A 13,817-nucleotide genomic window follows, 5' to 3' on the forward strand; every position below is an offset into this window, starting at 1 on the left:
AGTGCTTCATGCGGGTATTCGACATGCACTGCGACACCCTGACCGTCTGCAAGAAAAAGGGGTGGGATCTGGATAACGAAAACTGCCAGCTGAGACTCGGGGACGCGGACGGCTTCGACAGCTACGTCCAGCTCTATGCGGTATTTATCCCGGACGAGGTGCGCGGGGAGCGCGCGCAATCCTTCTTTGGCGCCCACCACGCCTATTACCGCCGCCAGCTCGAGCACCTCGGGCCGCGCCTTTACGACGTGCCCGACCTTGCTGCGCTGCAGAAGGCGCGGGACCGCTGCGGGATGTCCTCCATCCTGGCCGTCGAGGGCGGCTGCGTCTACGGCGGGGAGCTCGGGATGGTTGAGCAGGTGTATAACGCCGGGGTTCGCTCGGTGACCCTGACCTGGAACGGCAACAACGAGCTCGCCGGCGGGGTGATGGACGACGGGCGGCTGACCGACTTCGGCAAAGAGGCCGTCCATGAGATGGAGCGCCTCGGGATCGCGGTGGATGTCTCCCACCTCAACGATGAGAGCTTTTACGACGTGTTGGCGGCAACCGAAAAGCCGGTTTTCGCTTCGCACTCGAATTCCCGGGCCGTTTGTTCCCACCCGCGCAACCTGACCGACGATCAGTTCTGCCGGATCGCCGAGCGCGGCGGGGTGGTGGGGCTCAACTTCTATAACCAGTTTATCGCCGATGGCGGCGAGGGGGCGACGTTCGATCAGATGCTCGCCCACCTGGACCATCTGCTGCAGCTCGGCGGGGAGAATGTGCTCGCGCTGGGCAGCGACTACGACGGGGCGGACATCGAGGAGATCATCGACCGGCCGCGCAAGCTCAAAAATTTCTACCAGGCCCTGCTGGACAATGGCTTTGGGCGGGAGCTGGCGGACAAGATTTTTTACTGGAACGCCTACGGCTATTTCGAGCGCCTGCTTGCGGGCGAGCTTTGATTCGTTAGATGCAACACTCCCGGGAAAGGAATGATGATGATGAACTACATCAGTACGCGCGACAAGAAGGCGGTGCGTACCGCCAGCGGCGCGATCCTGCAGGGGCTGTCCGCCGAGGGAGGGCTGTTCGTGCCCGAAACGGTCCCCACGCTCAGCGACGAGGAGCTTTCCCGCTGCTGCGCGCTGGACTACTGCGCGCGCGCAAGGCTGGTGCTCGGCAAATTCCTCGGGGATTTCAGCGGAGAAGAAATTTTCGACTGCGTCAGCGGCGCCTATACCGGCGGACGTTTTGAAAACGACCTGCCCGCGCCGATCTCCAAACTGGATGACAGCACCTATGTGCTCGAGCTCTGGCACGGGCCGACCTGCGCCTTCAAGGATATGGCGCTGCAGATTCTGCCCCGGCTGCTGAGCGTGTCGGCGAAAAAGAACCGGCAGGAGGGCGAGGTGGTCATCCTGGTGGCGACCTCGGGGGACACCGGGAAGGCCGCGCTCGAGGGCTTTCGCGACGTGCCCGGCACCAGGATCCTGGTCTTCTATCCCGAGGACGGGGTCAGCGAGATCCAGAAGCTGCAGATGCGCACCCAGGAGGGGGAGAACGTCGGCGTCTGCGCGGTGCGGGGCAATTTCGACGACTGCCAGAGCGGGGTGAAGGAAATCTTCACCGACCCCTCTCTCGCGCAGCGGCTGGAACGCGCGGGGAAGCGCTTCTCGAGCGCCAACTCGATCAACTGGGGCCGCCTGCTGCCGCAGATCGTCTACTACGTCAGCGCCTACTGCGACCTGGTGCAAAACGAGGAGATCGCCCTGGGGGACGAGATCAACGTGGCGGTGCCCACCGGGAACTTCGGGAATATCCTGGCGGCCTACTACGCCAAGCGCATGGGGGTGCCGATCGGGAAGCTGATCTGCGCGTCCAACCGCAACAACGTGCTGACCGACTTCTTCGCTAGCGGCGTGTACGACCGCAACCGCGACTTCTTCGCCACCCTGTCCCCCTCGATGGATATTCTGATCTCCTCCAACCTCGAGCGGCTCCTTTTCGAGCTCGGCGGGCGGGACGGGGAGCAGGTGCGCGCGCTGATGGCCGCGCTGCAAAGCGAGGGGCGCTATGCGGTGCCGCCGCAAATGAAGGCGCGCATGCAGGACGAATTTTTCGCCGGCTGCTGCAGTGATGAAAAAACCAAGGCGACCATCCGCTCGGTTTTCGAGCAGTACTGCTACCTGATTGACACCCACACGGCGGTGGCCTTCGACGTCTGTGAGCAGTACCGCCGCAGCACTCCGGACGAGCGCAAGACGCTGATCGTCTCCACCGCCTCGGCCTATAAGTTTGCGGACAGCGTCTGCGAAGCGCTGGGGCTCGAGGCAGAGGGGGAGGACCTCTTCGCCCCGGCCGACGCGCTCTGCCGCCATACCGGCGTTGCCGTGCCGCAGCCGATCGCGGCGCTGCGCGGGAAGACGGTGCGTTTTTCGCGCTCCTGTGAGCGCGGCGGCATGGCCGGCTTTGTCTGTGAAACGCTCGGCATTTAATTTTATGTACGCGCTTTCTGGGTGCTATGCACCCAGAAAGCGGGCATTCCCGGCGCATTGCGCCGGGAATGCGGCTCGACCGTACCGGTCAAGCGGCGCACGCCGGCATCCAGGGCCGGGTGCGGGTTTTGGGTGAGAGGTAAAAAGGCTACTCGGCCGGCTTGAAGGTGGCGCAGGCGGTGTCCGCGGCGCAGCAGGCGTGCTGCGGCGCGACGCGGATCTCCTCGGCGGTGCAGCAATGCGCATCGTTATACTTGCAGTTCTTCACTTCGCACTTGATTCCCGGCAGGTAGTTCTGGGGACGCTGTTCCATCAAAAACACTCCTTTTCCTTTTTGCCTAGAAAGATGTCCGCGTCCATACTCAGCCGCGGCTGGATAGGGACGCAAAGGGGACATATCCGTTATCTGGCGGCAGGAGCCGCATTGCTTAGTATTTGTACCGGGGGCGCCGGATATGCGCCGCGTTTCCCGGGTTTTACAGGGGGCTTTATGGCGATATACACGATTGGGGACCTGCATCTTTCCCTGGGCGCCGACAAGGCGATGGACATCTTTCCCGGCTGGGAAAATTACGTCGCCCGCATTGAGGAAAACTGGAAAAACACCGTGCGGGAAGAGGACACCGTGGTGCTGGCGGGGGACATTTCCTGGGGAATGAGCCTGCAGCAGGCGCTGCGCGATTTTCAGTTCATCGACGCGCTGCCGGGGAAGAAGCTGCTGCTCAAGGGCAACCACGACTATTGGTGGACCACCAGGGCAAAGATGGAGGCCTTTTTTGAGGAAAACGGGATTCGCTCGCTTTCCTTTTTGCACAACAGCGCCAGCCTCGTCGAGGGGCTGTGGCTGTGCGGCTCGCGCGGATGGATTTTTGAAAACGGGCAGGAGCACGACCGCAAGATTACGGCCCGCGAGGCGACCCGGCTCGAGCTGTCCTTAAAGGCGGCCGGGGAGGAACCGGGCGAGCGGGTGGCCTTTTTGCACTATCCGCCCCTCTACGGCAACGAGACCAGCGTCGAAATTCTCGACGTGCTGCGCCGCTATGAAGTGCGCCGGTGCTACTATGGGCACATCCACTCCGCCGGCTGCGCCTGGGCGCTGGAAGGGGAGCAACTGGGGATCACGTTCAAGCTGATCTCGGCGGATTATCTGCGCTTTTGCCCCCATCTGGTCCCGCTAAGCGGCAAATAGCCTGCAAAACCCTGCATGTTTTCTGAATTTTTAGAAAAAAAGGCTGGCAAACGGCGCGGGGATATGCTAAACTAGATAAGATAGTTCCGGGTCTGTTTGCGCCTTGGCGAAAAAAGACCTTTTGGGGATAGTAAAAAATAATCTTGTACAGATTATAAATGGTATACACAGGAGGAAAGAGGTAATGGAACTTACTTCGTCAAAAAAAATCGAGACCAACAAATATGAGCTCGAGGTCAAGGTCGGCGCCGAGGAATTTGCCCCCGCCGTGGACCGTGCCTTCAAGAAGCGCGCGCCCAAGCTCAATGTGCCGGGCTTCCGCCGCGGCAAGGCGCCCCGTTCGATCGTCATGAAGATGTTCGGCGAGGGGATGTTCTATGAGGATGCGGTCAACGAGCTGTACCCCAAGGCGTATGAGGACGCCGTCGAGGCGGCGAAGCTCGAGCCGGTGGCCTACCCCGAGATTGAAATCACCGCGGTGGATAAGGATGGGTTCACCTTCAAGGCTGTTGTCATCAACAAGCCGGAAGTGAAAATCAGCGGCTACAAGGGCATAAAAGCGCCGAAAACCGTCAAGACTGTCAGCGACGACGAGGTTGCCGACGAGCTCGAGCGTCAGCGCAAGCGGGGCGCGCGCATCCTCACGGTCGAGGACCGCGCCGCCAAAGAGGGCGACACCGTGGTGATCGACTTCGAGGGCTTTGTCGACGGCGTCGCCTTCGAGGGCGGCAAAGGCGAAAATTACAGCCTCAAGCTCGGCAGCGGGCAGTTCATCCCCGGCTTCGAGGACCAGGTCGCCGGGCACAGTGTGAACGAGGAGTTCGACGTGAATGTGACCTTCCCCGAGGAGTACCAGGAGGATCTAAAGGGCAAGGACGCCACCTTCAAGGTGAAGCTGCATGAGATCAAGGAAGAGCAGTTGCCCCAGCTCGACGACGAGTTCGCCAAGGACGTCAGCGAGTTCGATACCCTCGAAGAGCTGAAAAAGGACACCAAGGAGAAGCTGCAGAAGGCGGCCGACGAGCGCGCGCAGGAGGAGTTCGAGGACAAGGTCATCGACCAGGTGGTCGAGCAGCTCGAGGGCGAAATCCCCGACGAGATGGTCGCCGCCAGGATGGACGACATGATGCGCGAGTACGAGTACCGCCTCAAGAGCCAGGGCATCCCGATGGAGATGTACCTGCAGTATATGGGCCAGACGAGCGAGACCTTCCGCGAGTCCTTCCGCGACGGCGCCCTGCGCCGGGTAAAGATTTCGCTGGCGCTCGAAAAGATCGCCGAGCTCGAGAAGATCGAGCCGAATGCCGAGGAGATCGAGGCGGAGTATCAGAAGCTCGCCGAGCAGTACAAGAAGGAAGCCGACGAGATCAAAAAGATGATCGGTGAAAAAGACATCATCCACGACGTGGCGGTGACCAAGGCCATCGACCTCATCCGCGACAGCGCGATCCCGGTGGAAGAGGCCGAGGCGGCCGATGAAAAGCCACAGAAGAAGGCGGCGAAGAAGGCTTCCAAGGACGACGAGGGCGAGGCGCCCAAGAAGACCACCCGTAAGAAGACCGCCAAGAAGGCGGACGAGGAGAATGCGTAACGCCACACGTTAAGCGTAACGTGTATTTGTTTGAGGGAAGCGCTTTCCGGGAAGGCAATCGGCGGCAACAATTATTTTAAGGATTAGGGGTGTATTGTTATGAGCTTAGTGCCGATGGTCATTGAACAGACCAACCGCGGCGAAAGGTCATACGACATTTTTTCCAGACTTCTCAACGACCGGATCGTGATGCTCTGCGAAGAGGTCAACGATGCGAGCGCCAGCATTGTGGTGGCGCAGCTGCTGTACCTGGAGGGTCAGGACCCGGATAAGGACATCAACCTGTACATCAACAGCCCGGGCGGGTCGGTCACGGCCGGCATGGCGATCTACGATACGATGAACTACGTCAAGTGCGACGTGTCCACCACCTGTATCGGCATGGCCGCCTCGATGGGCTCCTTCCTGCTGACGGCCGGGGCCAAGGGCAAGCGGTTTGCGCTGCCCAACAGCGAGATCATGATTCACCAGCCCATGGGCGGCTTCCAGGGGCAGGCGAGCGACGTCAAGATCCACGCTGAGAGGCTGATCAACATGCGCCGCAAGCTCAATCAGATGCTTTCCGACGCGACCGGACAGCCGCTCGAGGTCATCGAGCGGGACACCGAGCGGGATAATTTCATGACCGCCGAGGAGGCCGTAACGTACGGCCTGATCGACAAGGTCATGGTCAAGCGTGCCTGACGAATCAAAAACGAGTACCTGCAGGAAGCGGCCGCAAGGGCGCTTCCTGTTCCTCGTTTGTCTGGGGAAAATCAGCTTCCCCGCAACCCTGTTTTAATTGGAGGAAACACGATGCCGAACAACGACAAGACCGGGCAGAGGATGATGCGCTGCTCCTTCTGCGGGAAGACGCAGGCCGAGGTCGCGCGGATGATCGCGGGGCCGGGGGTCTTCATCTGCAACGAGTGCGTCGAGCTGTGCCTGGGGATCCTCGAGGAGGACGACGACTACGCCGACGCGCGCGCGCGCGAAGACGAAAAGGCCCAGGAGCCCGAGGAGATCGTCATCCAAAAGCCCGCCGAGATCAAGGCGGCGCTCGACGAATACGTCATCGGGCAGGATCGGGCCAAGGTGGCCCTGTCGGTGGCGGTCTACAACCACTATAAGCGGATTTTCCTGGGCGGCCAGGACGACGTGGAGCTGGGCAAGAGCAACGTGCTGCTGCTCGGGCCGACGGGCGTGGGCAAGACCATGCTCGCCCAGACGCTGGCGCGCACCCTCAACGTGCCCTTCGCCATCGCCGACGCGACCACCCTCACCGAGGCGGGGTATGTGGGCGAGGATGTGGAAAACATCCTGCTGCGCCTGATCCAGGCCGCCGACTACGACGTGGAGCGCGCCCAGCGCGGGATCATCTACGTCGACGAGATCGATAAGATTTCCCGCAAGAGCGAGAACGCCTCGATCACTAGGGACGTCAGCGGCGAAGGGGTGCAGCAGGCACTGCTCAAAATCCTGGAGGGGACCGTCGCCAACGTCCCGCCCACCGGCGGGCGCAAGCATCCGCAGCAGGAATTCATCCAGATCGACACCACCAACATCCTTTTCATCTGCGGCGGCGCCTTCGACGGGATTGAAAAGAACATCGAGCGCCGGGTCGCCCAGAAGTCGCTGGGCTTCGGCGGCACGGTGGTGGACAGCCGCTCCAGGGAGCGCGACGAGCTGGTGCGCCAGGTGGTTCCGGCGGACCTGGTCAAATACGGGCTGATCCCCGAGCTGGTCGGGCGCATGCCGGTCATCGCCACGCTCGAGGACCTGGACGAGGAGGCGCTGGTCAAGATCCTCACCAAGCCCAAGAACGCGATGGTCAAGCAGTATAAAAAGCTCCTCAAGCTCGACGGGATCGAGCTCAAATTCCAGGAGAAGGCCCTGCGCGAGGTCGCCAAGGCCGCCATCCAGCGCAAGACGGGCGCCAGAGGGCTGCGTGGGATCATGGAGGGCGTGCTGGGCGAAATTATGTTTAACGCCCCCAGCGATCCGACCATTTCCCAGATCACCATCACCCCCGAGGCGGTGCTCGGCACCGGCAAGCCCAAGGTGGTCAAGAGCGAGACGATCATCCGCTCGAACAAGCTGACGGTCAGCAAGGAGAAGCTCGAGGAGAAGGAGAGCGCCAGCTGACGGGGTGCGTGTCATTTCTACAAAACGGCACTTGCTCCTGATCCCCTTTTATTCTACGTGACAATTTTTATGACAGGCGCGGCCACTTTGGCTGCGCCTGTTAATTTACCATTATCTGTAAAATATTTTGCATCAATTCCCGGAAACGCCCGGAAATCTTGTCAAGGGGAAGCGGGAAGGCTATAATAGGATGAAAACGACGCACGGCGTCTTGCCAACCTTTGCTTCGCATGGTGAGACGGGCGTTTTCCTTAAAATATTTGCCGGCGCGAAGCGGCAAAAGGGATGATTTTTATGAGAGCGAGCGGGATTCTGCTCCCCATCTTTTCGCTCCCCTCGCCGTATGGGATCGGCACGCTGGGGAAGGAAGCGCACCGGTTTGTGGATTTTCTTTCGGCGGCCGGGCAAAAATATTGGCAGATCCTGCCCCTGGGGCCGACGAGTTACGGCGACTCGCCCTATCAGTCCTTCTCCACCTTTGCGGGGAACCCGTATTTCATCGACCTCGAGCTGCTGGTGCGCGACGGGCTGCTCACAAGAGAGGAGTGCGCGGCCTGCGACTTTGGGAGCGACCCCGGGCGGGTGGATTACAAGGCGCTCTTCGACGGGCGGTTCGGACTGCTCCGTAAGGCCTACGAGCGGGGATTTCTGCGCGAGCGGGAGCGTATCGCCCGCTTCGAGCAGGAGAACGCGCACTGGCTGCCCGACTACGCGCTCTTCATGGCGCTCAAGTACCGCTTCGGCCAGGCGCCGGTGCAGGAGTGGGATGCGGACATCCGCTCCCGCGAGCCCGCGGCGCTCGAGTATTGGCGCCGGGAGCTGAAAGGGGAGGTCGAGTTCTGGACCTACCTGCAGTACCTTTTCTTTCGCCAGTGGCGCGCGCTCAAGGGCTATGCCAACCGCAGGGGGATTAAGATCATCGGGGACATCCCGATCTATGTGGCGCTGGACAGCGCCGACGTCTGGGCGAACCCGCAGCTCTTCTCGCTCCACCGGGATCTCACCCCGGTGGAGGTGGCGGGCTGCCCGCCCGACGCCTTCTCAAAGACCGGCCAGCTCTGGGGCAACCCGCTCTATGACTGGGAGGCGCTGCAAAAGCAGGGCTATGGCTGGTGGATCGAGCGGGTGCGCGCCGTCTGCTCGGTTCACGACGTGGTGCGGATCGATCACTTCCGCGGCTTCGAGAGCTACTACGCCATCCCCGCCGCCGACGGTACGGCCGAGCACGGCATCTGGCGCAAGGGGCCGGGGATCGCCCTCTTCGAGGCGATCCGCCAGAGCCTCGGCGAGCAGGCGATCATCGCCGAGGACCTGGGGCTGCTCACCGAGGCAGTGCACGAGCTGCTGCGCCAAAGCGGCTATCCCGGCATGAAGGTGCTTCAGTTCGCGTTCGACCCGAAGGGGGACAGCGACTACCTGCCCCACAACTTCGAGAAAAACTGCGTGGTCTACACCGGCACCCACGACAACGACACGGTGCGCGGCTGGTTTGAGACCTCCCCGGCGGAGCAGGTGCGCTTTTGTAAGAGATACCTGCACTTGGACCACCGGGAGGGCTATACGCGCGGCTTCATCCGCGCGGGGATCGCTTCGAGCGCCAACCTCTGCGTGACCCAGATGCAGGACTGGCTGGGGACCGGCAGCGAAGGGCGGATCAACATCCCCTCCACCCTGGGGGGGAACTGGTGCTGGCGGCTGCAAAAAGGGGAGCTCAGCGCCGCCCTGGCGCGGGAAATCCGGGCGATGACGCGGCTTTACGGAAGATAGTTTCGACAACAACAAATCCCCACGAAAGGAATGGATATTATAATGCTGGATCATTTTGATCAGGAAGGCTTTTTGCAGGCGCTGCGGCAGAACCTGCACCGGGAATACCGCTGCGAGATCGAGGAGGCGGCGCCTTGGCAGCTGCACGAGGCGCTGGGCGAGGCGGTGATGGAGCAGCTCTATTCCGACTGGCGGGCGAGCCTGCAAAAACGGGATCAGGTCCGCCGGGCCGGATATCTGTCGGCTGAATTTTTGGTCGGCCGGGCGGTCTATAACAACCTGCTCTGCTTGGGAGTCCTCGACGAGGTGGCCGGGCTGCTCGCGCAGGCGGGCGCGGATATCGGGGCTCTCGAGGAGATCGAGGACGCGGCCCTGGGCAACGGCGGCCTCGGGCGGCTGGCGGCCTGCTTCCTGGACAGCGCCGCCACGCTGGACCTGCCGCTGGACGGGTACGGGATCCGCTACCGCTACGGGCTCTTCCGCCAGCAGCTCGTAGACGGGTACCAGAAGGAGGCCGCCGACGACTGGACCCGCTTCGGCGACCCGTGGAGCGTGAGAAGACAGCAGGATACGGTGCAGGTGACGCTGGGGGACCAGGTGGTCAACGCCGTGCCCTACGACATGCCCATCCTGGGCTGGGGTACCGACAATGTGGGCACCCTGCGCCTGTGGCAGGCCGAACCGGTGGAGGAGTTCGACTTCACCCTCTTTAACGACCAGCACTACGACGAGGCGGTGCGCTGCAAGAATAAAGCGGAGGACATTTCCCGGGTGCTCTATCCCAACGACAGCACCCGCGAGGGCAAGCTGCTGCGCCTGGGGCAGCAGTACTTCTTCTGCAGCGCCTCGCTGCAGAGCATGCTGCGCGATTACGCCCGCGCGCACGGGGAGAATTATCATGACTTCGGCAAGTGGTATGCCTTGCAGCTCAACGACACCCATCCGGTCATCGCCATCCCCGAGCTCATCCGGCTGCTGATGGAGCGCTCGCTCGACTTCCTCTCCGCCCTTGCAGTGGCGCAGGAGACCTTTTCCTACACCAACCACACCGTCATGCCCGAGGCGATGGAGAGCTGGGAGTGCTCCCTTTTGCGGGAAACCTGCCCGCAGGTGCTCGCCGTCATCGAGATGATCGACGAGCACCGCGCCCGCGACCTGGCGGGGCGGGGGCTCTCCCCGATGGCAGCGGCGCGCTACCGGATCATCCGCGGCGGCTATGTGCAGATGGCCAATTTGGCCGTCTATGTCGGGCATACCGTCAACGGGGTTGCAAAGCTCCACACCGAAATCCTCAAAGAGACAGTGCTCCACGACTGGTACAAGCTTTTCCCTGAGCGCTTCCAGAACAAGACCAACGGGATCACCCAGCGGCGCTGGCTGCGGCTGTGCAATCCCGAGCTTTCCGCGCTGATCACCCGGCTGCTCGGGGACGAGGCGTGGGTGCGCGACCTTGAGCGGCTGAAAGAGCTGGAGCGCTATGCGCAGGACGAGGGCGTGATGCGCGAGTTCGCGGTCATCAAGCGGGAGAAGAAGCGCCAGCTGGCAGGCTTCATCGAGCGGCAGGAGGGGATACGCCTGGACGAAAACTTCCTTTTCGACATCCAGGTCAAGCGCCTGCACGAATATAAGCGGCAGCTCTTAAACGCCCTGTCCATCCTGGACATCTACTATGGCCTTAAGGAAGGGCGGATTCAGGACTTCACCCCCACCGCCTTTATTTTCGGCGCCAAGGCGGCGCCCGGCTATGTGCGCGCCAAGGCGATCATCCACTTTATCTGCGAGATCGCCAAAATGATCGACGGCGACCCCGAGATGGACGGGAAGCTGAAGATCGTTTTTGTGCAAAACTACAACGTCTCCTATGCCGAGCGCCTGATCCCGGCCGCCGACGTATCCGAGCAGATTTCCACCGCCGGGACCGAGGCCAGCGGCACCGGGAACATGAAGTTCATGTTAAACGGCGCGGTGACCCTCGGCACCTACGACGGGGCGAACGTCGAGATCGTAAAGGCCGCGGGGGAGGAAAACAACTATATCTTCGGCGCGCGGGTCGAGCAGCTCGACGAGATCCGGGACAGCTACGACCCCAAGCGCATCTACGAGGAGCAGCCGCGCATTCGGCGGGTGCTGGACACCCTGATCGACGGCACCTTTTCGGACAGCGGGAACGGGGAGTTCGCCGAGCTGCACCGCTCGATTCTGGAGGGGGCCAGCTGGCACCGGGCGGACAACTACTTCCTGCTGCGCGACTTTTTGGACTATCAGGAAAAGAAGCTGGCGGCCAATCGCGACTACCGCGACCGGCTGGCCTTTAGCCGCCGCTGCTGGTATAATCTCTGCAACGCCGGGCGCTTCTCGTCGGACCGGACCATCCGCGAATACGCCAGGGATATTTGGAAGATTGAACCGGTCAAGTAAGAAAGAGGCCCCGCAAGATTGCGGGGCGCTTTTTACTGTCATGGATTGAGGATGATACAAAAACGCATGGGAAGAGATGCCGTGAGGGACGAACTGGTTAATTCGCCGTTTGGCCCGACGACACATATGACATAGCTTCGCGGGGAACGAATCCATCTGTAGCCGGTACTTCCGAACACCGTCTTGACCGCACTGTAATTGCTTGCCGTTACGCCGTTATTTATAAAATAGCTGAATTGTTTTGTCTCTGTATATGCATCGGTGGAGTTGCTCGGCCTGCTGCTTCCATATATTTCGTAAGCGCTCGGTAACCAGGCATAGTCCCCTACATATTTATGTGCAGAGAGCTTTTCCTTTTGCGCGGCCGTCAAACCGTTATAAAAATTGGCGCACTGGGTCCGTACCAAACTGGTGCTATAATTGTTCAAACTGCCGTATTTTCCAGTGTAATAGTCGAAATTTGCCAGCAAAACGACAGAACCGGAATTGCCGCCATACGGACTTCCATCATCGTCGACGACCCACCAGCTTTTGCCGCCCCAGGTTACCGTTTTTCCTTCGTCCATTGCGTTGCCGCTGTCGTCTATAATGACCGGTTTTTGTACGGTCACAGACATGGTCTGGTAGAAGCCGGTGTTCCCCTGTGCCTGGGCGTAAATATTGGCGGTTCCCGCGCCGACGCCGTAAACGGTAATGGTCCCGTTGTTTGCCGTCGACCCGGCGCTCACCGCTGCGACCGCCGGGTTGTCGCTCCACCAGTTGATATTGGTGTTCAACGCGTTCCATGGGCTGACGGCCGCGTTGACAGTGGTGTTCTCTCCCACTTTAAAAGTCGCTGCCGTCTTGCCTATGACGATACCGGTCGGGCCCTGGTCGGTGACGGTAACGGAGTAGGGGGCGCTGGTCATTCCGTCCACAGTGGCGGTGAAGGTGGCACTGCCCGCCGCGGTGGCGGTCACCAGCCCGGAAGCGTTGATGTTGATGCTGGCGCTGCCACCTGTTTTGGCCCAGCTCACCGCTTTGAAGTGCGCATTGTCCGGCTTGACCGTCGCCGCAAGCTGGGTGGTGACGGTGGTTTTGTCGCTGGTGCGCACCAGCGAATTGGTACCGCTGACCGTTACCGAGGCCACGGGAATCTTGTCCTTGACCGTTATGGTGCTGCTCCCGCTTTTACCGCCCACCGTCGCGGTGACGGTCGTGCTCCCCGGCGCAACCGCGCTCACCAGTCCGGTCTGGTTGACCGTCGCGGCGGACGGGTTGCTGCTGCTCCAGACCGGGGCGGCGTTGGGCGTAACGGTTGCGGCAAGCTGCACCGTTCTCGGCTCCCCCAGGGTGTAAATCGTATAGCTATTCGGACTGACGCTCACGCTGCCGATGGTCACCACCGTGACGGTGCAGCTGGCCTTGTACTGCGCCGTATCCGGCGCCCCCTTGATATGGGCGGTGATGGTCGTGCTGCCCGCCGTTTTGCCGCTGGCGGCGATGGTGGCGCTGTGCCCGTCCGCAGAGACTGTCATCGCGGCGGCGCCGGGATCGCTGTTCGTCCATTCCAGCTCGTCGCTGGATACCCCGCCCGTCAGGGCGGCCGAGAGGGTAAACTGCGTCTCGGCCGCTGTGCCGCCGGTGAAGAGGGTATAGGCGGTGTGGCTCAGCGACACCCCCGTCACCGCCGAGACGTTGACCGTGCAGGCGGCCTTTACCTTGCCGCCGTAGACGCTGGCGGTGACGGTCGCCGTCCCGCCGGTGTGGGCGGTGATGAGGCCGGTGCTGTCCACCGACGCGACGGCCTCGTTGCTGCTCGTCCAGAGGACCTGTTCGGCGTAGCCGTTCGCCTTCATGTAGGGATGGCCGGTCGGGCCGGTACTGCTTGTGCTGCCATTCTTGCTGACGGTCAGTTGCACGCTCTGCCGCCCCTGGGCGTTGTTCGTTTGCAGGTAGAGGGTTTTCCCGGTCGCGTCGGTATCCCCGCTCCTGATCGTCAGGCTCTTGATCGCGTTGTAGGTCATCACCGTTTCCTTCACCCCGGCCTCGTGGAAGCCCGGGGCGCTGCTTTGAGAGGTCACGGTGATGGTGAAGTCGGTGTCCTCCTGGGGCGGGGCGGAGAAAGGAATCCTGTAGTCCCAGCCCGCCCCCTGCCGCACGCCGTAGAGGGCCTCGCCGCCGCCCGCCGGGGCGGCGGCGACGGTGAAGCCGGTGATCAGGTCCGGATTGTTGTTGCCCAGCTTGACGGTGATCGCTTCCGTCTCCG

General features: G+C 61.7%; 10 protein-coding genes. 8 read left to right on the top strand and 2 right to left on the bottom strand.

Features of this window, described 5'->3' with window-relative positions:
* The first annotated feature begins 8 nt into the window (after window positions 1-8).
* Entirely contained in the window at window positions 9-947 is a 939-nt protein-coding gene (locus EDD78_RS13350) for a dipeptidase (protein WP_132085266.1), read from the top strand.
* 39 nt (window positions 948-986) lie between these two features.
* Window positions 987-2,480: a threonine synthase gene (gene thrC / locus EDD78_RS13355; protein ID WP_132085267.1), complete on the top strand. Its 1,494-nt coding sequence runs from the start codon at window positions 987-989 to the stop codon at window positions 2,478-2,480.
* A gap of 148 nt (window positions 2,481-2,628) precedes the next feature.
* Here thrC and EDD78_RS13360 read toward each other — a convergent pair whose 3' ends face one another.
* Window positions 2,629-2,793: a DUF1540 domain-containing protein gene (locus EDD78_RS13360; protein ID WP_117507923.1), complete on the bottom strand. Its 165-nt coding sequence runs from the start codon at window positions 2,791-2,793 to the stop codon at window positions 2,629-2,631.
* Window positions 2,794-2,970: 177 nt separating this feature from the next.
* Here EDD78_RS13360 and EDD78_RS13365 point away from each other — a divergent pair, with 177 nt between their 5' ends.
* From EDD78_RS13365 to EDD78_RS13390, 6 genes are all read left to right on the top strand, one after another.
* Window positions 2,971-3,669, top strand: coding sequence for a metallophosphoesterase (locus EDD78_RS13365; RefSeq protein WP_132085268.1), 699 nt, complete (start codon window positions 2,971-2,973; stop codon window positions 3,667-3,669).
* 184 nt (window positions 3,670-3,853) lie between these two features.
* The gene (gene tig / locus EDD78_RS13370) at window positions 3,854-5,260 is read left to right on the top strand and encodes a trigger factor (RefSeq protein WP_132085269.1); all 1,407 of its coding nucleotides are present in this window, start codon (window positions 3,854-3,856) and stop codon (window positions 5,258-5,260) included.
* Window positions 5,261-5,359: 99 nt separating this feature from the next.
* Complete coding sequence (gene clpP, locus EDD78_RS13375) at window positions 5,360-5,944, top strand: ATP-dependent Clp endopeptidase proteolytic subunit ClpP (protein WP_079698408.1); 585 nt, start codon at window positions 5,360-5,362, stop codon at window positions 5,942-5,944.
* 111 nt (window positions 5,945-6,055) lie between these two features.
* Window positions 6,056-7,384, top strand: coding sequence for an ATP-dependent Clp protease ATP-binding subunit ClpX (clpX, locus tag EDD78_RS13380; protein ID WP_079698409.1), 1,329 nt, complete (start codon window positions 6,056-6,058; stop codon window positions 7,382-7,384).
* Window positions 7,385-7,678: 294 nt separating this feature from the next.
* Window positions 7,679-9,151, top strand: coding sequence for a 4-alpha-glucanotransferase (gene malQ / locus EDD78_RS13385; protein WP_132085273.1), 1,473 nt, complete (start codon window positions 7,679-7,681; stop codon window positions 9,149-9,151).
* A 42-nt stretch (window positions 9,152-9,193) separates the two neighbouring features.
* Window positions 9,194-11,569: a glycogen/starch/alpha-glucan phosphorylase gene (locus EDD78_RS13390; protein WP_132085270.1), complete on the top strand. Its 2,376-nt coding sequence runs from the start codon at window positions 9,194-9,196 to the stop codon at window positions 11,567-11,569.
* A gap of 38 nt (window positions 11,570-11,607) precedes the next feature.
* Here the strand turns inward: EDD78_RS13390 and EDD78_RS13395 are convergent.
* The coding region (locus tag EDD78_RS13395; RefSeq protein ID WP_132085271.1) for an Ig-like domain-containing protein at window positions 11,608-13,817 on the bottom strand (2,210 nt) is incomplete at its 5' end.

The sequence above is a fragment of the Harryflintia acetispora genome, from assembly GCA_004340125.1.
Classification (GTDB): Bacteria; Bacillota; Clostridia; order Oscillospirales; family Ruminococcaceae; genus Harryflintia; species Harryflintia acetispora.